Below are 22,697 nucleotides of genomic sequence, written 5' to 3'. Positions count from 1 at the left end.
ACTAATGAAACTAGCTATAGTTTGTTATCCTACCTTCGGTGGTAGTGGAGTAGTTGCTACCATGTTGGGTACCGCACTCGCTCAACGTGGGCACGAAGTCCATTTTGTTACTTATAAACAACCGGTACGACTAGAGTTGTTATCTAGAAATATATTCTTTCATGAGGTAAATGTAGAAGAGTATCCTTTATTTCATTACCAGCCCTATGACCTTGCATTATCTAGTAAACTGGTTAATGTAGTTCAAGAATATGGCATAGAATTACTTCATGTACATTATGCCATACCGCATGCTTATGCAGGTTACATGGCGCAACAAATGTTAAAAGAACAAGGCATAATCATACCTATGGTGACTACCTTGCATGGTACAGATATTACGCTGGTAGGTAACCATCCTGTTTATAAGCCTTCGGTTACTTTTAGTATTAATAATAGTGATGCGGTTACATCTGTATCAGCTAGTTTAAAGAGAGATACATTAAAGCTTTTTGATATAAAGAAGGAGATAGATGTAGTTCCTAATTTTATAGATATGTCTTTGTATAAGACCGAGTTTAAGGATTGTGACAGGTCCGTAATGGCTTTTCCGGAAGAGCGCATTATCACTCATGTATCTAACATGCGCCCAGTTAAAAGGGTGATGGATATTATCAAAATATTTGAGAAGGTTCAAAAAGAAATCCCTTCTATACTCATTATGGTAGGTGATGGCCCAGAACGATTTGCTGCAGAAGAATATGCAAATAAAGCAGGCTTAAAAATGAAAATTAAGTGGGTAGGAAACAGTACAGAAATAGATCGCATCCTTTGCTTTTCGGACTTGTTTTTATTGCCTTCAAAAAAAGAAAGTTTTGGACTCGCAGCGCTAGAAGCTATGGCAAATCGCACACCAGTTATTTCTTCTAACACCGGTGGTCTTCCAGAGGTGAATGAAGATGGTGTTTCTGGTTTTACAAGTAATGTGGGTGATGTAGATGAGATGGCTGCAAATGCTATTAAGATCTTAAAAGATGATCAGGTTTTAAGTGATTTTAAGAATGCCGCTTTCGCGAAAGCGGAACAATACGACATACTAAATATAATACCACAATATGAAAAATTATATGAAAACGTGCTTGCTGGCACTAAGCCTAATTAGTCTAAGCTCGTGCTGTAGCAAAAAAGAATTAGTGAACCAGACTCTTAAATCTGGCGGTGAGGATTTTATTACTATTCTTAAAGAAAGCATTACTAATATTACAGAAGAAAGTGCTTATGTGATTGATAATGAAAAAGAGTTAGTAGCACTTTATGAGCAATTAAATGAAACGAGATCACCACATTTAGAACTACCGGTTATAGATTTTAAAAAGCAGTCTGTTATCGTTGCTGCAATGGGGCAGAAATCTACCGGAGGCTTTTCTTTTACCAAAGTAAAGGTGAACAAGAGTGAAGTAGTCAAATATATAATTTATACTCAATCTCCTGCACCACAAGATATGGTAACCATGGGAATGACCACGCCAGGAATAGTACTACTAGCTAACCAGCCTGCAGACTCCATAAAGGTGACTGTTAAATAGTAACAGGAAATATATACCACAAAAAAAAACGGCGATCAGAAATGATCGCCGTTTTTAGTATGTTTATCATACGTCTGTTCTAGAACTGATATCTTATTCCTAAGGCGATATCTAGATCATTTCCATCTCTAAAATCACCAAAGTAAAACTCTGGTCTTACGTCTAGAGAAAGTAGTAATGGAATATCAAAGTTGTATTCTATACCTACTTGTCCAGCCGCAAAAATGAAAGTTTCAGAATCATCATCAAAATTGTTTCTACCAGGGAAATCGTCGTCTAGACTAATAGTTCCTAAGCCACCACCAGCACCTGCATACCAGTTAAAACCACCTTCTATGTTCCACATCCACTGGTATAATCCTGTCGCTTTAAAACCATCAAAATTATCTCCACTTTCATAACCTAGATCTATTTCTAATCTATTGTTATCGCTTAAAGCCCTTTGGTAAGAAATTTCAGTACCAAAACCGTCACCATCACCAGTACGTATTCCTATCGCATTTTTAGAAACTTCTTGTGCTTCACTCATGGCTACTGCACCTATTACTAACATCACTGTAAAAAATACTTTTTTCATAATTGATTTAATTTTTTACAAATATCTACTAGTTAAATTATTGGTTAAGTTTATATATTGTTAATTAAATGCGATATGTTCTTAAAAGAAGTTAAGGTTTATCCTTCAAATTCAAAATCCTCACCGCCACCACCGTTGGTACCGCCATTACGAGCATTTTTCTTCTTTTGATTAAATCTATACACAAAGCTTAAATTCACTTGTCTCTCTCTCCATTGAAATTCACTGTCTGTTGTGAAGTCGTCAGTGATTGTAGTACTTTGTCTTTTACGACTATTAAATAAATCACTTACGTTAAGAGATATTGTAGCATCGTCACCTAAAATGTCTTTACTTGCTGCTAGATTCATAGTAAAAATACCATCGGTAGTCGTTTGTGCATTTTCTGAAGCACCACGATAATTTAATCTAGTCTGCAGATCAATTCCAGATGGGATACTGAATTTTTGATTTAGTCTAGCAAAGTAAGAAGTGTTTTCAAAATCAAAATTTTGACCTCCAAAATCTCCATCCGTAGTTGCTCTGTATAAGTTGAAGTCTGTATTAATAGTCCACCATTTAAAAGGTCTGTACATCATAGTTAATTCATAACCTATACGTTCTTGTGTAGATAGGTTTACTGGTGTACGTCTTATGATTGGGTCACCATTATCGGTTACAGCACCTGTGTCTTCTTGAATAAATTCCCAGTTATCATCACTACGATTATAATAGATAGAGGTATTAAAAGTAAATTTACTCCATCTTCTTAAATAACCTAAATCTATGGAATTAGTAAAAGTAGGGTCTAGATCTACATTTCCTTGAAACACGTTAGACTCACTAGATCTACTTGGGAAAGGGTTTAAGAAACGTCCTCGAGGTCTTCTTACACGTCTGTTATACCCTAAAGTAATATTTTCACCGTCTTGTAACTCATATCCTAAGTTAAGAGTAGGGAAGAGGCTGCTGTAGTCTTTCTTATCTTCTGTATTACTAGTAGCTTGTTTAATAGTAACATTAGTTTGCTCAAATCTTAAACCTGCAAGGAAAGAAAATTTACCAAATTCTTTACCGTACTGACTATAAACTGCGTTTACTAACTCTTCGTAATCAAAGGTATTGTTAAGTCCAGCATCTGGAAGTAGCGGTCCATTAGGTAAGTCATCTTGTGCTATTTCTTCTAAGAAAAAAGAGTTGCTAATATCACGGTAGTTACCTCTATAACCAGCCTCAAACTGCGTGTCTTCTCCTATAGGTAAAACATAATCAAATTGCGCTGTAGCATTTTGCTCATCTTCATCAGTAAATGTGCGTTCTACATCATTAATTGTGTTAGTAGTAGTTTCAGTTTCTAGAATGTTTGCATTTTGATCACTGATAGAAGTAGAATATTGTATACTAGCTGTAATTTTCTGACCATTATCATCTAGATCATTCTTGTAATCAAGAGAGTATTGTACTCTAGTATCGTCTTCAGCTTCAGCCTCTACACGTGTGGTAGCTTCATTTAAATTTCCATTTTCATCCAGACGTTCAATAACGTTTGTGTTCACATCGTCATCATTACCTAGACGGTAAACGATGTTTGCAACTATACTAGACTGGTCATTTATAAAATACTCAGCACCTAGACTTGTAAAGAAGTTTCTACCTAATCGGTCAAAATCACGCTCTTCATTCACAAACGTATTTAATGCTGTACCGACTGGATATTCTGTATTTGTTGTAGAGTTACCAGGAGTCTCTCTGTATCTAAAACCAGTGTTGGTGAAAAAGTTCCATTTTTCAGTACGGTAGTTACCATTGAAAGAAAGACCTAATTGTGGGTTATAACCAGTATCTAATTGCAGGGTACCGTTAAAACCTAAAAGTTTATTCTTTCTTAGAATTATATTTAAGATACCAGCAGTACCTTCTGCATCATACCTTGCACTAGGTGCTGTTATAACTTCTATTTTTTCAATCGCATCTGCTGGAATTTGTCTTAATGCCTCTGCACCGTTAAATCCTACGAGAGCACTCGGTCTACCGTCTATAAAAATAGTAACATCATCATTACCTCTCAATGCGACATTACCTTCTACATCTACAGATACAGACGGCACGTTATCTAGCACATCGCTTGCGCTACCACCACGTACAGTTAAATCCTTACCTATATTGTAGATTTTTTTATCAAGACGTATGTCCACAGTAGTTTTTTCTGCTACGATCAGTACACCATCTAACTCTGCAACGTCTTGTTCTAGAGCGATAGTTCCATAATCTTGATTTGCGTCAATAACCTGGCCTGTTTTAATAAGACTTTTAAAAGTGATGTATTCCCACTTAATAGTATAAGTACCAGGAGTAACATTAAATTGATAATTACCATCTAGGTCAGTAACACCACCTTGTGGAGATTTATCAGGAGTAGCACTAATAAATGAAATAGTAGCAAATTCTAGCGCCTCACCAGAAGTTTTATCTACTAATTTACCCTTAATGGTAATGGGATTTGAATTTTGTGAATAACCCAATGTCGCCGTTAACAACAAGAGTAACGTAATAATTTTTTTCATAACAATCTTAAAGTTTCTTCTAAGACGGCAAATCTATCTGAAGGGTTAATCAGACTTTGCTAAAGTTACGTTAAAGCTCGTCACTAGGCTTTTCTTTACTACTTTCCATTAAGAAAGCTTTAAGAAAAGCGTCTATATCACCGTTAAGAACAGCGTCTGTATTACCAGTTTCATGTCCTGTTCTCACATCTTTAATAAGTTTATAGGGATGCAATACATAATTACGTATTTGAGAACCCCATTCTATTTTCATCTTACCAGCTTCTATCTCTTGTCTCGCGGCATTACGTTTTTGCAATTCTATTTCAAAAAGTTGTGATTTGAGCATTTGCATCGCTTTTTCACGGTTTTCTAGTTGAGAGCGCGTTTCAGAATTATGAATTACTATACCAGATGGGTGGTGAGTAAGTATGGCCTTAGTCTCTACTTTATTCACGTTTTGACCACCAGCACCACTAGATCTAGCAAAATCCCAATTAATATCTGCTGGGTTAATGTCTATTTCTATAGAATCGTCTGCAAGAGGATAGACATATACAGACGCAAAAGAGGTATGTCGTTTTGCATTAGAGTCAAAAGGAGATATACGTACCAATCTATGTACACCATTTTCACTTTTTAACCAGCCAAAACTATAATCACCTTCTATCTCTAGAGTAACGGTTTTAATACCGGCCACATCACCTGCCTGAAAGTTAAGTTCCTTAACCTTATAACCATTCTTCTCTGCCCACATCATATACATTCTCATAAGCATCTCTGCCCAGTCACAAGACTCTGTACCACCAGCGCCGGCAGTAATTTGTAGGACGGCACTCATGTCATCACCCTCGTTAGAAAGCATGTTTTTAAACTCTAGCTTTTCAATTAGATCATTAGTGGCATTGTACTTTGCCATTACATCTTCTTCACTAGCCTCACCTTCTTTAAAGAATTCAAAGAGTACTTCAAGATCTTCTGTAAGAGTTACTGCGGTAGCATAATCTGTAGTCCATTGCTTTTTAGTACGCAATAGTTTCATGATGACCTCTGCATCTTTGGGCGTATTCCAAAAATCTGGTGAAAAGGTCTTCTCTTCTAGGTTAGTTATCTCAATTTGTTTGGCATCAATTTGTAGATAATCCTTCAGTTTTTCAACACGTTCTTGTAATTCTTTAACCTGTTCGGCAGTAATCATAGTTCTATTTTCGGCGATTGCAAAAATAGAATTAAATTCTTTGCCATTATAGATACATATATATGGTATAGATATTATTTTTATCTCGCTTTCGCGAAAGCGTAACTAGAACATAAACATATGATAGATTTAAGAAGTGATACCGTAACAAAACCTAGCAAAGAAATGATGCAAGCCATGTTCCAAGCGGAAGTAGGAGATGATGTGTATAAGGAAGATCCTACGGTTAACGAATTAGAGAGACGTGTTGCAGAAATGTTCGGTATGGAAGATGCCTTGTTTTTTCCTACTGGTAGTATGGCAAATCAGGCTGCTATAAAAATGCATACGCAACCAGGAGAGCAATTGATATGTGATAAATATGCTCATGTATTTAATTATGAAGGTGGTGGCGCTTCTTTTAATAGTGGTGTTTCTTGTAGATTATTAGATGGCGATCGTGGTATGGTTACGGCAGCTCAGGTAATGGAGGCTATAAATCCGCCAGATTTTTATCACAGTGCTTTAACAACGTTAGTTTGTTTAGAGAATACAACCAATAAAGGTGGCGGTGCTTGTTATGATATGAGCACATTTAAGGAGGTAAGAAAAGTGTGTGACGACCATAATCTAGGACTGCACCTAGATGGCGCTCGTTTATGGAATGCTCTGGTAGCGACCGGTCAGGATCCAAAAGAATATGGAGAAATATTTGATACTATTTCTGTGTGTTTTTCTAAAGGAATGGGGACACCGCTAGGGACCGTTCTCACTGGTAAGAAGGAGATCATGAAAAAAGCGATGCGTGTGCGCAAAGTACTAGGTGGTGGCATGAGACAAGTAGGGTATATGGCAGCAGCAGCTATTTATGCATTAGACCATAATATAGATAGATTAAAACAAGATCATGATAGAGCCAAAGAATTAGGAGAGGTACTTAAAACATTACCTTATGTTATCAAAGTAGAAGAGGTAGAGACTAATATAGTGATCTTTGAAGTAGAAGATGAATTGCAAGTAATGGATTACTGTAGTAGTAATGATTTGATTATTAGTAATATGGGGCAAGGTAAATTGAGATTAGTAACGCATTTAGACTACACTCATAAGGATCATATTGCGGTAATCCAATTATTTAAGAATTTTATAACAAAACTATAAGACACACTGTTAAAATGTGTTTCATCGATAATATTAGTGCTTTCATCTAAGAGGGGTTATTTTTACTAGGTATTTAATTGGATTACTCTAAATTTAAAAGACCTTTGAACCATAATTATTAATCAAATTTATTCCAAATGAAAAAATTAGTACTATCCTTAGTAGCTATCGCGGCAGGAAGTTTTGCTTTTGCTCAAGATTTACCTACTAACCCAGAGCCAGGTAAATGTTATGTACGTTGTACAACGCCTGACGTTTATGAAAATGAAACTATAAGTTTAGTGGCAACACCAGCTTATAAGACGTTAAAAGTTGTTCCTGCAACTTATGAAACTGTTACAGAAAGAGTTCTTGTAAAAGAAGCTTCTAAGAAATTAAGAGTAATTCCTGCAACTTATAAGACTGAAACTAGAACTTACCTTAAGAAACAAGCAGGTTCTACTATTTCTATTACTCCAGCTACTTTTGGTAAAACTACTGAAACTGTAGAGGTGAAGCCAGCTTATGCACAATGGGAAATGAGTTCAGTACCACCAGCAGAATGTACTTCTTCTAACCCAGATGACTGTCGTTACTGGTGTTATAAAGGTTACCCAGCTGAGTATACTACTGTATCTTTAACTACTCTTGCAAGTGATGCATCTTTTAACCGTACTCCAGTAGCTGAGCAGTCAGGTACTTATACTGTACGTGTTGTTGATCAACCAGCTAGAGTTGAAGAAATTGAAATTCCTGCAGAATATGCTAACATTACTAAGACTGTATTAAAGTCTGATGCTTCTACAACTGAAAACGTTGTTCCTTCTACATCTAAGTCTGTATCTCGTGAGAGATTAGTTTCTAAAGGTGGTCTTACTGTATGGTCTGAGGTAGACTGTAAATTAGTTGAGTACAATGGTCTTGCGATCAACTGGGCAACTGGTAGCTCTACATTAACTGCTGCTGACAAAAGAGAAATCGACGCTAAACTTCTTTCTGCTCTTAACAGTACTGCTGGTTCTAAAGTAGAAGTTGCTTCTCATACTGACTCTAAAGGATCTAGAACTTCTAACCAAGCTCTATCTGAAAGACGTGCACAGTCTGTTGCAAACTACCTTATCTCTAAAGGTGTAAACGCATCTCGTATCGTAGCTAACGGTTATGGTGAGACTCGTTTAAAGAACAGATGTGCTGATGGTGTTTCTTGTACTGAGCGTGAGCACAGAGCAAACCGTCGTACTGAATTCCGTTTGATCAACAACTAGTCACTAGTTAGTTTCAAAAAAATGTATGAAAAGGGCTGTCGCAAGACAGCCCTTTTTTTTGTTATTATTGGGAAATGTTATGGAATGAAGTTTTGGTTAATGATTACTATCCCGGCGGTATGCTACTACCTAACCGCCACGGTAGTGTAGATAGCGATTCTTATAGATACGGATTTCAAGGGCAGGAAAAAGACGATGAAATAAAAGGAGAAGGAAACTCCTATAACTACAAGTATAGGATGCATGATCCGCGACTTATGAGATTTTTTGCCGTTGACCCTTTGAGTAAACAATATTCTTGGAATAGCCCTTATGCTTTCAGTGAGAATAGAGTTATTGATGGTATTGAATTGGAAGGTCTTGAATTTACTGTAAAAAGAGATCAATATCAAAAATGCTGGGGCTGCCCACCAGAATATGTGATTACGGTTGAATATGACGAGATGGTTGAATTCGGAGTAGTAAAGCAAAATATTTCTCTGTCTCAAGCGGCATTATCTTTTGGTAACTATGATAATATCACAACAGCGCATAGGTTTGCTATTAGAGGCAATAATTATTTTCAAGCTGATCCAAGGATGGTAGATCCATTTTTTAACGGTATTTATAATAATCCTTCCAAATTATTAGATAATATAAGTTCTATTGTGAAGTCAAGAATAGATATTAGGAAAGAAGAACTAAACAAAAAAATTGGAGTGACTGAAACTCGTACAACAACAGAATACGACAAGGCTACTATTTTGGGTGAAAGATTTGTAGGAGAGTTTGAAGTAACTTCTGATGTTACGTTGGAATCGTATTCATTAGTTTCTTATATGACTATTACAGCAGAAGATGTGTCATCTGATAAGATCAAAGAAATTAAATCTCACTTAGAAATGTTAGGCATAGAAGTTGATTTAATGCAATCTACATCCTTACAACAACCGATATTGATAGATGATTCTTCGAATCTAAACGGTATAAATATAAGTATGGATATTGTACCTGTTTTAGTGGAAGAAACTAAAAATACTAGTCATATTTTAAAATCTGTAACACATCAAGGTGAGAAAAAGGATAATGAAATTACTAAGGAGAAATATAACGCTGACAAACTAAAGACAGTAAATGAAAAACGTGCAAAAAGGGGACTTAAACCCATGGAAAAATTTAAAGATTAATTTTTTATTTCCAATATTTTTATTATCTAATTTTTTTTTAACAAATGCTCAGAACTATGAAAATTGGTTAGGGAAAAACATTGAAAATTTATTTCCAAATATCAATCATGTTTTAATTGATGATTTATTAATGGAATCGAGTCATTATAATAAAATTAAAAAATCAGAATTAAATAATATATTTCCCGATGATCAACAAGGGATTAGACATGAAAATTTAGATGAATCTTTAAATTTTTATGGGATTGGTCGGATTGATACTATTGAAGGTTTATCATTTTATTTATATAAAGCACTTTTTAAACAAGATGATTATTTTGATAACAAAGCTTTTTTAGTAGTGTATAAAAATGGTCAATTTAAAGAACATTTAATGGTATACAGCAAAACATCATATATAGACCCACATTTTAAGAATTACGGTACTTATATACAAGAAAATAAATTTTTAGAGTTCGTGTCAAATTCTAAAAAAACTAATTATTTTAAGCTTAATAATGAAATGATTAAAATACCAATTAAAAAATTTACTATTGATCAAGATAAATTGAATAGAGTATTTGATAGCTATTTGGTAATAGATAAGAAACTATTTAAAGAAAATAATATCTTGATTAGCACGGATCATATAAAAAATTTCCCAGAGGTCAGTGAACTAACTTCGATAAATGGAGAAAGTTTAGATTTAAAAAGTTCTTTTTTTTTAAAAATAGACATAGAATCAAACTATTATTATACGATTAATAAATTTCATATAAATGATGATTTCCGAGCAAGTGAAGCCCTTAAATTTAAATTGAATTCAAACAATACTAGTTACAGTATATCCTCTATAGCTAAATACCTCCAGTTAAGTACAGATCTTGAAATTGCCGAAACTACTAGGATTAAAATTTGAGATTTTATGGTAAAATATATTGTCTCCTGCTGGCGCCAGTATAGACAACCGCTAGTGCCAGTTTGCAACTGGTACCGAGCATGATTAAAAGAGTAAAGTAAAGAAAGTTAGTAATGGTTTTCATTTTTTGTAAACAAAATCATATTTTCATTAAAGTAATCTCCAAATTAAAGAGATACGTTTTAAAACGCTTGCTTTCTTACAACTCTAACATACGTTGCTTAACATGAAACTCTAGATCTTCAAAAAACGCTCTGAAATGACGCTCTAGTTCATTGTAATACTTCATTAAATCTATGGGAGCAAAGTTCATTTTACTTCTTCCTTTAGTTCTTTCATTCATTTGATGAAAAATTCTAGAAATACCATCTACAGTTGCATAACTATTTATCCAATTTTGCTCTACCATATAAGGTAGGAATTTCTGAACTTTAACAGGTAAAATACTATAACTATCATGCAAGTCCTTGTAAAAACCTTGCACATATTCATTTAGAGGCTGGTTATGAAAATCAGACCAATTTGCAGCTAGAAAATGATCGTAATAAATATCTACTATTACACTGCTCCAGTGTCCATATTCACTTCTTATTAAATCCTTACTTTGTCGTACTATAGGATGTGTGTCTGTAAAAGTATCAATATGTCTATGCAGTATAATTCCTTGTGCCACACGATCAGGAAACATGCTAAAGTTTTTACCTCTGACAGAATCTGCTATAAAATTTCCTATTCTTAACTCTTTGTCTTCTTTTGATAAATATATGTGAGCGAGATAATTCATAGGCTTAATTGGGGATTGCTTTTTAGAAAGATTACTTTTGTTGTAAATGTAAAGTAATATATAATGACTCTTATAAAATCTATATCAGGAATACGTGGTACCATAGGTGGTGCACCTGGCGATAACCTTACACCACTAGATGCTGTAAAATTTGCCAGTGCATATGCTATATGGATCAAAGAAAATTCTGGAAAATCAGCCCCTAAAGTTGTAATAGGTAGAGATGCTAGAATAAGTGGTGCGATGATACAGTCACTGGTGCAAAATACCTTAATAGGTATGGGATGCCATATTGTTGATTTAGGTTTAAGTACCACGCCTACAGTAGAACTGGCTGTGCCTAATGAAAATGCCGATGGTGGTATTATTTTAACAGCAAGTCATAACCCTAAGCAATGGAATGCTTTAAAATTATTAAATAATAAAGGAGAATTCTTAAACGGTGCTGAAGGACAGAAAATACTAGATTCTGCAGAGAAAGAGGATTTCAGTTATGCAGATGTTGATGATCTAGGAACGGTAGAAGTCATAGAAAATTATATCGACAGACATATCAAAATGGTGCTGGATATGCCAGTTACACAAATAGACGCTATAAAAGCGGCAGGTTTTAAAGTTGTTGTAGATGGTGTAAATAGTACAGGTGGTATTGCTATCCCTGCACTATGTAAAGCGCTAGGAGTAGAAGTGGTAGAGTTGTACTGCGATCCAACAGGACATTTCCCTCACAATCCAGAACCTCTTAAAGAACATTTAGGAGATTTATGTAAAGCGGTAAAAACACATAATGCACACTTTGGTATAACGGTAGATCCAGATGTGGATAGGCTGGCATTTGTAGATGAGACTGGAGAAATGTTTGGAGAAGAATACACACTTGTAGCTTGTGCAGATTATATTCTAGGACATAATAAAGGTAATACCGTTTCTAACCTTTCTTCTTCCAGAGCATTGAGAGATGTGACAGAAAAGCACGGTGGTATCTATTATGCTGCTGCAGTAGGAGAGGTGAACGTCGTTCAAAAAATGAAAGATCAAGGCGCTGTTATAGGTGGAGAAGGTAATGGTGGTATTATCTATCCAGATTCTCATTACGGTCGCGATGCATTAGTAGGTGTTGCTATGTTTCTCTCTTTACTTACAGAAAAGAAAATGAAAGTAAGTGAATTAAGAGCTAGTTACCCATCTTATTTTATGAGTAAGAAAAAAGTACAGCTGGTAAAAGGAATGCCAGTAGATGCTATTTTAGAAGATATTCATACTCAATATAAGAGCGAAGAGGTAACAAGCATAGACGGTATAAAAATAGATTTTGCAGACCAGTGGGTACACATGAGAAAATCAAATACAGAACCTATTATACGTATCTATACAGAAGCACCATCTCAAAAAACAGCAGATGATCTTGCAGATCGTTTTATTGCTGAATTAGAGGTGATAGCTCAACAGCACGCTTAGTATTCTCAAGAGTAGATTTCCATCTCTTGTGAGACCATAAATAATATTCTGGTTGCTTGACGATTTGTTCTTCAAGCAACTGGAAAAATTTATCGGTTATTTCCCAGTCCTTTGTATCTGATCCATTTTTTGATATGGTCACAAATTCCGTCTCGTAATAACCTCGTTTAACTTTCTTTACTTTAAGAAATACTACTGCAGTACCGTGCTCTATAGCAATACGCTCTGCGCCTTTAAAAACAGCACTAGGTTTATTAAAGAAATTAGTAAAATATTGTGCACGTCCAGCTTTAGGAGATTGGTCTGCAATTAATGCAAATAATGCTGCTTCATTTTCTACAGATTTGCTCATAAGTGCCGTAGCTTTTTTCATTGCTACCATTTCACTATTAAACTTTTTTCTTATGTTAACTATTAGGTCATTGAACTTCTTATTTTTAAGAGGTTTATATACCGCATAAACTTTATAATCTAACACGTCATCTAGAACCATAGTCCATTCATAACTAGCTTGATGTCCGAACATTATTATTATGGGTTGTTTCGCTTTCGCGAAAGCGTTAACCATTTCAGGATTGCTACAAGTAAATCTCTTTTTCATAGATTCTTTACTCATTCCCATAGATTTTATCATCTCTATAAAAATGTCGCAAAAGTGTTGGGTGCTTTTTTTAGCTAACCTAGTGATCTCTTTATCGTCCTTTTCTGGAAAAGCAGTTTTGATATTATTCCTAATAACCTCTTTGCGGTAACCGATTACATAATAGGTGATAAAGTAGAAGAAATCACTTATTAAATAGACTATAGGAAAAGGTAATCTAGAGATCACCCAAAGAATGGGGTATATAAGGTAAAAAGCCAAGGCTTGCATCTATGAATTTTAAACAAATATACTATCTTGTATCTTATAAATTTAAACATGTACAATCTAGATATAGTCACTATAGTTGTAATAGCTGCTAATTTAATTATTAGCTTCAAAGGATTTCAAGATTATAGTTTTAGAAGTAAATACCTTTTCAATATTGCTGGAATAGAGAGAGGTGAGCAATGGCGCTTTTTTACGAGTGGTTTCTTGCATGCAGACCAGCGTCATCTTTTCTTTAACATGTTGACACTGTTTTTCTTTTCTGGTGCAGTAGTCAGGGAATTAGGCGATATAAAATTTCTAATTATTTATTTAGTCAGTCTTCTAGGAGGTAATTTTTTGAGCTATTTATTTCACAAAGATGAGTATCACTATAGCGCGCTAGGTGCTAGTGGTGCGGTTTCAGGAATTATTTATAGCGGTATTCTTCTAGATCCAGGAATGACTATATATTTTGTACCAGGTTATGTTTTTGGAATTGGATACTTAATATACTCCTTCTATGGAATGAAAAAATTAAACGATAATATAGGGCACGATGCTCATTTTGGTGGAGCAGTAGCCGGTTTTATACTTACCTTAATCTATAATTTTGATGTAGTGTATACCAATACTGTCACCGCGATAGGTTTACTAGCCGCGATAATTGTATTGTTTATTTTAATGCGATTTACAGGAAATCGCTAGATGCACAGATTCTCTTAGTTTAAAAGCTCCTCTAGTTTATCGTGTAATTGCTGTCCTCTAAGATTGGTCTCTATAATAATTCCATTTTCATCTAATAAAAAGGTAGAAGGAATGGCATTTACATTATATAATTTTGCTATCGGTCCAAAATACTGCAACCTAGAAACGTGATTCCAGTCCATTTTATCTTTTATAATAGCATCTTTCCATGCTCTCTCACCACCTTGGCGATCTAGTGATACACTTATGATGTTAAAACCTTTGTCTTGGTATTTGTTATACGCGGCAACCACATTAGGATTTTCACGTCTACATGGACCACACCAGGAAGCCCAAAAATCAATCAAAGTAACTTTACCTAATACATCATTAAGTTTAATCATTTTACCATCAGGATCTGCTCCTTCAAAGTCAGGGGCTTTTGCTCCTATAGCAACAGACTCTTCCTTACTTAAATACATATCAATTCTAGTAGCCATTAAAGAATTTTGAATACTAGGGTCAAAGGTGTTGTAAAGTTCACGAGCACCTTTAGAATCTACTAATTTGTTTTTAAGTAATTCACCTAAAATCATAGGAGCAACGATACTCTTATTATTAGTGGTTATTAAATTTGTAGAGTACGATTTAAAATCTACCTCTGCCGCCATCCATTGATTATTAACACTAGTCATGGATTCTACATCCTGACTTTTCATAGCTGTAGATCTTTGTGTATTAAAAGACTTTGCTTTTACAGTATACGCAGCTTGTTTAGATTTAAAATCTTCTAGAGCCTTGTTAGAGGCACTACCGGTTACTTCACTAGCAAATAAAGAATCCTTCTTTACGTTTACCTGGATGTTTTCATTTTTAATTAAAAGAACGATGTTTCCCTCACTACCATCTATGGTAAGGAACCTCATTTGTTCTGATTCTAATTCTTCTTTTTTGTCAAAGAAGAATTTCTCGTTCATTACAATGTTGGTATCTACAGGAATGGAACGACCGTTTTCATCCAGTGCATTCATGTAAACACGCATACCGTTTGCTACTCCAGGTGCGTTACCATCTATAAAATGCGTTTCTTTTGCTTTTTCATTACATTGGTTTATGGCAAAAAAGGTGAAAAGAATCAGTGCGTACTTCATGAAATTGGATTTTCAGCTAAAATAATTGATTTATGTGTAAAGTACTGGTTAAAGAAATCAAAAATTAACACCATAATCTATGGTGATTAAAGAGATAAGGTATCTTTGTAATATGAGAAGAAATTACGACGGTGGATATATGAATGTGAACTTAACCTTTAAAAAGGTTGTAGATCAGTATGTCACTCGTTTACAGCATGAAGAGAGTAATTTTAAGAAATTATACATCTCGTCTGTACTTCAATATGTAGATGAGCATGAAGAGCTTGTTAATGGTATTCAAGAAGATGAGCTTGCTATACATAAAGAGTCTATTAATGTTTTACTCTCAGATCTTTTTCCAGCAGCCCTAACTCTTAATGAGATAAAAGCAGCAACCATACCGTTTTCTGATATTTTATTTAATAAAACAGAGCGTCTTAAAAATATATTTAAAGATGCAGGAGAAGATTTTAAGCTGCTCATCATGACAGATAACTCATTTGACACTTTTAGAATGTCTTGTGGTGTTATACTTAATCAGTTATATGGTAAATCTATTGATTTAGGTAGACCTATATTAATAAAAATACCTGACGCAAATGGTGTTAACCGAACATATCGCGTCGCTTATAATGCAGATTTTGTAGATATAGAATTAAACGATGAACGTTATCGATTATCTGAAAAAGACATAAAAAACCTCCTTAGATCTCCTGATGATGAAGAGTTATGGAAAAAAGGTTTTCCTAAAGGTAGTTATACTTTTAATGGCTTTGGTATCGTTAATTTTACTGACGTTACTATGGATGCCGCAATTTCTGACTTAAAAACGGTTCTCTTAGATTCTACTAATAGTAAGAAGGACCAGACAGAAAAAATGGAATCTATTTTTAGAAACATTTTTAACTTAGAAAATCTACGTGTAGGATTTACGTCTTATGATAATTATGATAAAACATTTGAGTCTGTAGGTTATCACGATTCAGAAAGTTTTTTACTTGCAGACAGTCATGAGAAACACTGTGATAACGCTCTTTGTGCACATAGTTATCAACTCTTAATAGAAGAATTTGAGCCGTTAGTTATCACTGATGTAGAAGATTATGGAGCAAAAATTCAAAATAAATTTCTAACAGATAATCTGCTTAAAAACGATATTAAAAGTGCTATTTTTTATCCTATTACAAAGTCAAAAAAGTTAATAGGAATACTAGAAATAGTCAGTAAAAAGAAATTTGCTCTTAACAGTTTTAATGTCATAAAAATAGACAGTATTGCTGGCTATATTAAAGCAGCTTTGATACGTACAGAGCAGGAATATGAAAACAGTGTAAAAGCGTTAATACAGACAGAGTGTACTTCTATACATTCTAGTGTACAATGGAAATTTGAGAGAGAAGCTCGTAGAATATTAAAAGCTCGTGCTCGCAATTCTCAAAGTGAATCTTTTAAGGATGTAAAATTTGAAGATGTACATCCATTATACGGCCAGATTGATATAGTAGGTAGTAGTGACGCTCGCAACGAGGCTATTAAATTTGATTTACTTAATCAACTCGATAAGGTTTGTGAAATATTCGCTTTCGCGAAAGCGTATGAAAAATTACCCATCTACGATCAAATCTCGTATCGTGTACTAGAATATCGCAAAGAATTAGAAAGCGGCAGTATAGATGCAAATTCTGAAAGAGATATCATTAAGTTGCTTACAGAAGAAATAAATCCTGTAATGGAACACCTCATGCAATTATCTCCTAAAATTGTAGAGATGGTAGGTGATTATCAATTAGAAATAGACGAATCTAGTGGTGTTATTTATAAAACTAGAAACGATTATGATAACACAGTACAAGCGATTAATGAATCGCTGTCTGCATGTATAGATAGAAGACAGTTAGAAGCTCAAGAAATATTCCCTCACTTTTTTGAGCGTTTTAAAACCGATGGTGTAGAACATAATATTTATGTAGGTAGTAGTGTTGCTGTAGATCAAGAATTTAATGTTGTTTATTTATACAACTTGAGATTATGGCAATTACAGACCATGATAGAGATGGAGAACAAATTCTATTCGGTTCAAGAAAATTTGCCTACCGTAATAGAGGCGGCTAGTATGATTTTAGTTTTTGATAACACACTAAGCATCAGATACCGTATTGATGAAAAACGTTTTGATGTAGATGGTGCTTACAATGCGCGTTATGAGGTGATCAAAAAGCGTATAGATAAAGCTAATATTAAAGGAACCGATGAGCGTATTACCCAAAAAGGTAAAATCGCTATCGTTTATACGAACAAAGAAACAGAACGTGAGTACATGCGTTATATTAGTTTCTTACAGTACAATAATCTTTTAGGTAAAGAAATAGAACACCTCGAACTAGAAGATGTTCAAGGTGTTGTAGGATTAAAAGCGTTAAGAGTAAATGTACTTTATGACGTGAAGGTAGCCAGTGGGACACTTACTTATGAAGACCTTGTTAAGGAATTGCATTTGTAAATTGTTCAAAATCTGTTGTGTAGAACGCTAGTATAAAAGCGATTACACTTGTTATGATACCTACCATAAAGATGGTGTACGTCCATCTTAATAAAGTATACTTTCTGTTCAATACCAGACCTAATAACCATAAGTCTTTAAGCAAAGACTGGTAAACTTCTTCTTTATTATCTAGTAAGCCCATTATTGCTTTTTCATATCTCTTAAAAGGGACTTTATGAAAATTCCCGAAAAAGAGTAGGTTTACTTCGCGTTTTTGAACTTGCTCATCTGTAAATTCTCCACTCGTTACATTAGGACGTGTAGACATAATAGAAAGAACAATGCTCGCAACAGAAAATAATATCAAAACTAGAGTAGGCCATAATAAATGACGGTTAGATATTTGATCCAGTTTAGGGATAATGTTTGCTAGAGCTAGAGATATGATAATAGCATTTACCGACAGCAGTATGTTTGCCTTAGTGTCTGCAATATCACTTAACTTGATGTGATTACGTAACGTGGTTCTAAAAAGAGTCTGTATAGCCCTTTCTGGACTCTGGTTTTTAAGATCTACTTTTACCTGTTCCTTTTCAATCTTATTTTTCTTTTTCTTTTTGGCTTTAATAAGATCTAGTAAGTTGTTATTTTTTGCGGTATTCCAGTTTTTAATCGCATAAGCACTGTAATAACGGTGCTTTTCAGTAAAAACCTTTATGTTCTCTTTGCGCCATTGTTTACCAGTATAGTCGCGACCTCTTAGTTTAAGCTCGCGTTTTAATAACTCACTAGTTTCATTATAATAATCCTTAGCAAAGTGTGATGCGTCTGCATCTCTAATAATTTCTTCTAGAGGACATTCAGGAACACCGCTAAATTTAGTCGCTAGAATAAGTCTTTTAACAAGGTCTATAGAGTTTTGATCTTCATTTTGTTCTTTTAAAAACTCCTCAGCGATGCGCGCGCTTTCTTCTTCATGTCCTTCAGCACCTTTAATATAACCGGTATCGTGCAGCCATGCTGCAAGTAGAAGTCCTTTTTGCTCTTTAACATTGATTTCAGAATTGTCGATTATTTCCTGTGTACTTTTAACAACTCGTCGAGTATGTGTATAATTATGATACACATATTTTTCATCGAGATGGTTTTTTAACAGATTTAATACAAAATCGTCAGTAATTTTTAAAATATCGCTCATTCCTATTGTTTAGGCTAAAATTAATATGATTCTCAAACTTATGACTAAAAATAACATTCTTTTATTATTAATAGCAATAATTATTACTGGATGTGCCAGTTTTAAAGCTCAATATAAAGAAGAGATTCAAGAGCAATTCCCTTCTGGGCTAGAAATAGAAAAGTCGTTCTATCTTATAGGTGATGTAGGTAAGTCTCCCATAGGTGGTAAAAGTGATGGTTTAATAGCGCTAGAAAGTTATATTAAATCTCAAAAAACAGAGAATGATCATCTTATATTTTTAGGTGATAATATCTATCCAGTAGGAATGCCAGAAAAGGATACCGAGTTTAGACCTGTAGCCGAAAATCATCTGAATGCTCAAATAGATGTGGCAAAAGTATTTCAAGGTTCTACAGTTTTTATACCAGGTAATCACGACTGGTACGATGAAGGACTAGATAATGTAAATAGAGAAAAAGATTACATAGAAAAGGCGCTGGATAATAAAAATATTTGGGAACCTAAAGTAGGTTGTCCTATTAATAGTATTGACATTAATAAGCAAATTCAACTTATTATAGTAGACAGCCAGTGGTATCTTGCAAAATGGGATGATCACCCAACTATTAATGATAACTGCGATCAAATTAAGACAAGAGAGCAATTTTTCTTAGAGATAGAAGGCGAGTTAAAGAAAAATCAGGATAAGACTATAGTTTTTGCATTACACCATCCATTATTTACTAACGGTGTACACGGTGGGCAGTATGCAGCAATTAAGCATTTATATCCATCACAGTCTGCATTACCTATTCCTATTTTAGGTTCACTAGCCACACAAATTAGAACTAGTGGTGGTGTTAGTGCTCAAGATAAACAGAATAAGAGATATCAAGAAATGACTAATAGAATTACTACGCTAGCGAGAGCATCTGCTGCGCCTAGAATAATTTTTGCTAGTGGTCATGAGCATACTTTACAGTACATAGAAAATGATGGAATACGACAGATAGTTTCTGGTAGTGGTGCAAAGGAGAGTTATGCAACCTTAAGTAATGACGGTTTATTTTCTTACGGTGGTATGGGATTTGCTCGACTAGATGTTATGAAAGATGGCAGTAGCTGGGTGCGATACTATGGTTTTGAGAATGGAAAAGAAAAGTTGCTTTTCACTTATGAGGCTATTAAAAAACCAGTAGAGTTTGATTTAGAGACATTGCCAGATGAGTATCCCGCTTTCGCGAAAGCGAGTATATACGATCAAGAAAGAGTAGAAAAAAGCGCAGTGTTTGAATCTGTTTGGGGTAATAAATATAGAGATCTTTACGGAACTAAAATCAATGCAAAAGTTGCAATTTTAGATACCTTAAAAGGTGGGCTAGTAGTAGAAAGAGCTGGTGGTGGTCACCAAACTCGCTCTTTGAGACTCGTTGCAAAAGATGGAAAAGAATACAATTTAAGAGCACTTAAGAAAAGTGCCGTACAGTTTTTACAGACTACAGTTTTTAAAGAAAACACCGTAGCAGAATCTTTTGAAGATACGACGGCCGAAGATCTTCTTTTTGACTTCTATACCGCTGCCCATCCATATGCGGCATTAACATTGCCTAAATTAAGTGATGCCATAGGCGTGTATCATACCAATCCAGAAATTTATTTTGTGCCTAAACAAGAGGCTTTAGGAAATTACAATAACGATTATGGAGACGAGCTTTATATGCTTGTAGAACGACCAGAAGAGAATCAAAAAGACATTGCTAGTTTTGGGAAATCTGACGATATAGAAAGTACCGCAGATATTTTTGAGAAAATAAGAGAGGACGAAAAATACAAAATAGATCAAGAAGCATTTGTGAGAGCGCGTATGTTTGATATGTTGCTAGGAGATTGGGACAGACACCAGGATCAATGGAGATGGGCACAGTTTAAAAAGGATGGAAACAGTACATTTAAACCTATTCCTAGAGATAGGGATCAGGTGTTTTCTAACTTTGACGGTGCTTTATTTGCAACTTTAAGAACTATGATAGGTATAACTAAACAGTTTGCTACTTATGACGAAGAGTTAGATAATGTAAAATGGTTCAATAGTGCAGCATCTTACCTAGACCGCAGTCTTGCTCAAGAAGCAGACAGAGACATGTGGATAGAACAAGCACAATTTATACAAGATAATTTAAGTGACGAGGCTATAGAAGCTGCGTTTAAGGAACTTCCTGCCGAAATTTATCCGGATGAATCCACACAGAAGATTATCAATAACATGAAAATACGTCGTGGTAATATTGTGAAAATTGCTGAGCGTTATTATGACTATTTATCAGATCTAGCTATTGTAACAGGTACAGATAAGGATGACTTTGTAGTTGTAGATAGAGTGGAAGACGGAAAGACTAGAGTAACTATTTATAGAAATAAAGATGGTAAAAAAGCTGATGTCGTTGTAGATCGTTTATTCCTTGCCGAGGACACAAAAGAGATCTGGGTATATGCACTAGATGATGATGATATAATAGAGGCCGTAGGAAGTGGTAAAGACCGTATAAAAGTTAGAATCATAGGTGGACAAAATAATGATATTTATAACCTAGAAAATGGAAAGTCTATTTCTATTTATGATCATAAAACTAAGAAGAACACTTTTACAGATAAAGGCGGTGCTAGAGTTAGATTATCTGACAGTTATAACAGAAACTTGTACGACCCACGCAAGAGTATTTTAAAATCAAATGTACTAACACCAGCTATAGGCTTTAATCCAGATGATGGTTTTAAAATAGGTGTTCAAAATACATTTACTGTAAACGGCTTTAACCGCAACCCTAATACTAGAGTACATCAAATAAGAGCAGGTTATTACTTTGCTACAGAAGGTTTTGATATCAACTATAATGGAACATTTGCAGGTGTATTTAATCAAATGAATCTTACGGTAAAAGCAAGGTTCTCTAACCCAACGTTTGCAGAGAATTTCTTCGGTTTTGGAAATGAAACGGTAAACCTAGACGATGATTTAGACTTTGACTTTAATCGTGTGAGATTAAGTGAGATCTCTGGTGGAGTAGGTGTAAGCTATAAAGGTGAGTACGGTTCTAACGTAAAAGGAGGAATAGAAATACAGAGTTTTGAAATAGAAGAAGATGAAGGTAGATTCTTAGAAACTCAATTTGCTACGCCAGAGGAAGATCCTGAGTTTTTTGAACGTAAGTGGTTCTTAGAATTAAATGGAGGTTACAATTATGAGAGTTATGATAATAAATTGAACCCAACACGAGGGATGATTTTTGACATAGTAGCAGGAATAAATGCAGATAAAGATGACTTAGGAAATACATTTGGTTTTATTAAACCTAAACTAGGTTTCTATAATGCATTAAACCGCAGCCGTAGTCTAGTTCTTAAAACGCTTACACAAGCTACTTTTAATATAGGTGACGATTACCAGTTTTATCAAAGTGCTCAAGTAGGACAAAATAATGGTTTAAGAGGTTATCGTACACAACGATTCTCTGGAGAGAGTGCTCTTGCTGGTAGTGCAGATGTAAGATATAGTTTTAACGAGTTTAAGACAGGATTTGTACCGTTGCAAATTGGAATATTCGGTGGAGCAGACGTAGGTCGTGTGTGGCAAGATGGTGAGAGTAGTGATAAATGGCATAATGATTTCGGTGGTGGTTTTTGGGTAAACAGTTCTAATGCAATAGGTGCCACATTTAATTTATTTACTGGAGAAGATGGACTGAGGTTCAGTTTTCAAGTAGGATTTAGTTTCTAGATTCAGAATTTTAAAATTATTACAAAGCCTTCTCGGTAATT

At 34.6% G+C, this 22,697-nt stretch carries 17 protein-coding genes; 10 read left to right on the top strand and 7 right to left on the bottom strand.

The window, feature by feature from the left end; genetic code table 11:
- The first annotated feature begins 4 nt into the window (after positions 1–4).
- Both bshA and LY01_RS06795 read left to right on the top strand, forming a co-directional pair.
- On the top strand, positions 5–1,141 hold the full coding sequence (gene bshA, locus LY01_RS06800) for an N-acetyl-alpha-D-glucosaminyl L-malate synthase BshA (RefSeq protein WP_104515073.1): 1,137 nt from the start codon (positions 5–7) through the stop codon (positions 1,139–1,141).
- Positions 1,142–1,172: 31 nt separating this feature from the next.
- Entirely contained in the window at positions 1,173–1,565 is a 393-nt protein-coding gene (locus LY01_RS06795) for a protease complex subunit PrcB family protein (RefSeq protein WP_104515072.1), read from the top strand.
- Positions 1,566–1,644: 79 nt separating this feature from the next.
- Here LY01_RS06795 and LY01_RS06790 read toward each other — a convergent pair whose 3' ends face one another.
- The 3 genes from LY01_RS06790 to prfB form a co-directional block, all read right to left on the bottom strand.
- Positions 1,645–2,142 carry a hypothetical protein gene (locus tag LY01_RS06790; RefSeq protein WP_104515071.1) on the bottom strand — a complete coding sequence of 166 codons (498 nt, stop codon included), beginning with the start codon at positions 2,140–2,142 and terminating at the stop codon, positions 1,645–1,647.
- Positions 2,143–2,240: 98 nt separating this feature from the next.
- Positions 2,241–4,685 (bottom strand): outer membrane beta-barrel family protein, encoded by a 2,445-nt coding sequence (locus LY01_RS06785; protein ID WP_104515070.1) that lies wholly within the window; start codon positions 4,683–4,685, stop codon positions 2,241–2,243.
- A gap of 70 nt (positions 4,686–4,755) precedes the next feature.
- Positions 4,756–5,862, bottom strand: a complete 1,107-nt coding sequence (prfB, locus tag LY01_RS06780) for a peptide chain release factor 2 (RefSeq protein WP_104515069.1) — start codon at positions 5,860–5,862, stop codon at positions 4,756–4,758.
- A gap of 120 nt (positions 5,863–5,982) precedes the next feature.
- Between prfB and LY01_RS06775 the strand changes: the two genes are divergently transcribed.
- The 4 genes from LY01_RS06775 (at position 5,983) to LY01_RS06760 (ending at position 10,310) form a co-directional block, all read left to right on the top strand.
- On the top strand, positions 5,983–7,002 hold the full coding sequence (locus LY01_RS06775) for a threonine aldolase family protein (RefSeq protein ID WP_104515068.1): 1,020 nt from the start codon (positions 5,983–5,985) through the stop codon (positions 7,000–7,002).
- Positions 7,003–7,139: 137 nt separating this feature from the next.
- Positions 7,140–8,246 carry an OmpA family protein gene (locus LY01_RS06770; RefSeq protein WP_104515067.1) on the top strand — a complete coding sequence of 369 codons (1,107 nt, stop codon included), beginning with the start codon at positions 7,140–7,142 and terminating at the stop codon, positions 8,244–8,246.
- 74 nt (positions 8,247–8,320) lie between these two features.
- The gene (locus LY01_RS06765) at positions 8,321–9,412 is read left to right on the top strand and encodes an RHS repeat domain-containing protein (protein ID WP_104515066.1); all 1,092 of its coding nucleotides are present in this window, start codon (positions 8,321–8,323) and stop codon (positions 9,410–9,412) included.
- Complete coding sequence (locus tag LY01_RS06760; RefSeq protein ID WP_104515065.1) at positions 9,360–10,310, top strand: hypothetical protein; 951 nt, start codon at positions 9,360–9,362, stop codon at positions 10,308–10,310. The genes LY01_RS06765 and LY01_RS06760 overlap by 53 nt, the downstream gene beginning before the upstream one ends.
- A 199-nt stretch (positions 10,311–10,509) precedes the next feature.
- On the opposite strand, the gene LY01_RS06755 is transcribed toward LY01_RS06760, so the two are convergent.
- Positions 10,510–11,094, bottom strand: coding sequence for an acyl carrier protein phosphodiesterase (locus LY01_RS06755; RefSeq protein ID WP_104515064.1), 585 nt, complete (start codon positions 11,092–11,094; stop codon positions 10,510–10,512).
- 63 nt (positions 11,095–11,157) lie between these two features.
- Between LY01_RS06755 and glmM the strand changes: the two genes are divergently transcribed.
- Positions 11,158–12,552: a phosphoglucosamine mutase gene (gene glmM / locus LY01_RS06750; RefSeq protein ID WP_104515063.1), complete on the top strand. Its 1,395-nt coding sequence runs from the start codon at positions 11,158–11,160 to the stop codon at positions 12,550–12,552.
- Here the strand turns inward: glmM and LY01_RS06745 are convergent.
- Complete coding sequence (locus tag LY01_RS06745; protein WP_104515062.1) at positions 12,512–13,423, bottom strand: lysophospholipid acyltransferase family protein; 912 nt, start codon at positions 13,421–13,423, stop codon at positions 12,512–12,514. The genes glmM and LY01_RS06745 overlap by 41 nt on opposite strands.
- Before the next feature lie 48 nt (positions 13,424–13,471).
- Here LY01_RS06745 and LY01_RS06740 point away from each other — a divergent pair, with 48 nt between their 5' ends.
- The gene (locus LY01_RS06740) at positions 13,472–14,107 is read left to right on the top strand and encodes a rhomboid family intramembrane serine protease (RefSeq protein WP_104515061.1); all 636 of its coding nucleotides are present in this window, start codon (positions 13,472–13,474) and stop codon (positions 14,105–14,107) included.
- Between the two features lie 14 nt (positions 14,108–14,121).
- On the opposite strand, the gene LY01_RS06735 is transcribed toward LY01_RS06740, so the two are convergent.
- Positions 14,122–15,237: a TlpA disulfide reductase family protein gene (locus tag LY01_RS06735; RefSeq protein WP_104515060.1), complete on the bottom strand. Its 1,116-nt coding sequence runs from the start codon at positions 15,235–15,237 to the stop codon at positions 14,122–14,124.
- 112 nt (positions 15,238–15,349) lie between these two features.
- On the opposite strand from LY01_RS06735, the gene LY01_RS06730 reads away from it, so the two are divergent.
- Positions 15,350–17,719 carry a GAF domain-containing protein gene (locus LY01_RS06730; RefSeq protein ID WP_104515059.1) on the top strand — a complete coding sequence of 790 codons (2,370 nt, stop codon included), beginning with the start codon at positions 15,350–15,352 and terminating at the stop codon, positions 17,717–17,719.
- Here LY01_RS06730 and LY01_RS06725 read toward each other — a convergent pair.
- Positions 17,700–18,899: a Pycsar system effector family protein gene (locus LY01_RS06725; protein WP_104515058.1), complete on the bottom strand. Its 1,200-nt coding sequence runs from the start codon at positions 18,897–18,899 to the stop codon at positions 17,700–17,702. The two genes, LY01_RS06730 and LY01_RS06725, sit on opposite strands and share 20 nt — an antisense overlap.
- A 40-nt stretch (positions 18,900–18,939) precedes the next feature.
- On the opposite strand from LY01_RS06725, the gene LY01_RS06720 reads away from it, so the two are divergent.
- Complete coding sequence (locus LY01_RS06720; protein WP_170034543.1) at positions 18,940–22,656, top strand: metallophosphoesterase; 3,717 nt, start codon at positions 18,940–18,942, stop codon at positions 22,654–22,656.
- Positions 22,657–22,697 lie beyond the last annotated feature (41 nt).

The organism is Nonlabens xylanidelens (genome assembly GCF_002934445.1).
Classification (GTDB): domain Bacteria; phylum Bacteroidota; class Bacteroidia; order Flavobacteriales; family Flavobacteriaceae; genus Nonlabens; species Nonlabens xylanidelens.
Note: the sequence above shows the minus strand (reverse complement) of the source record. Positions and strands in the feature narration are given on the sequence as shown.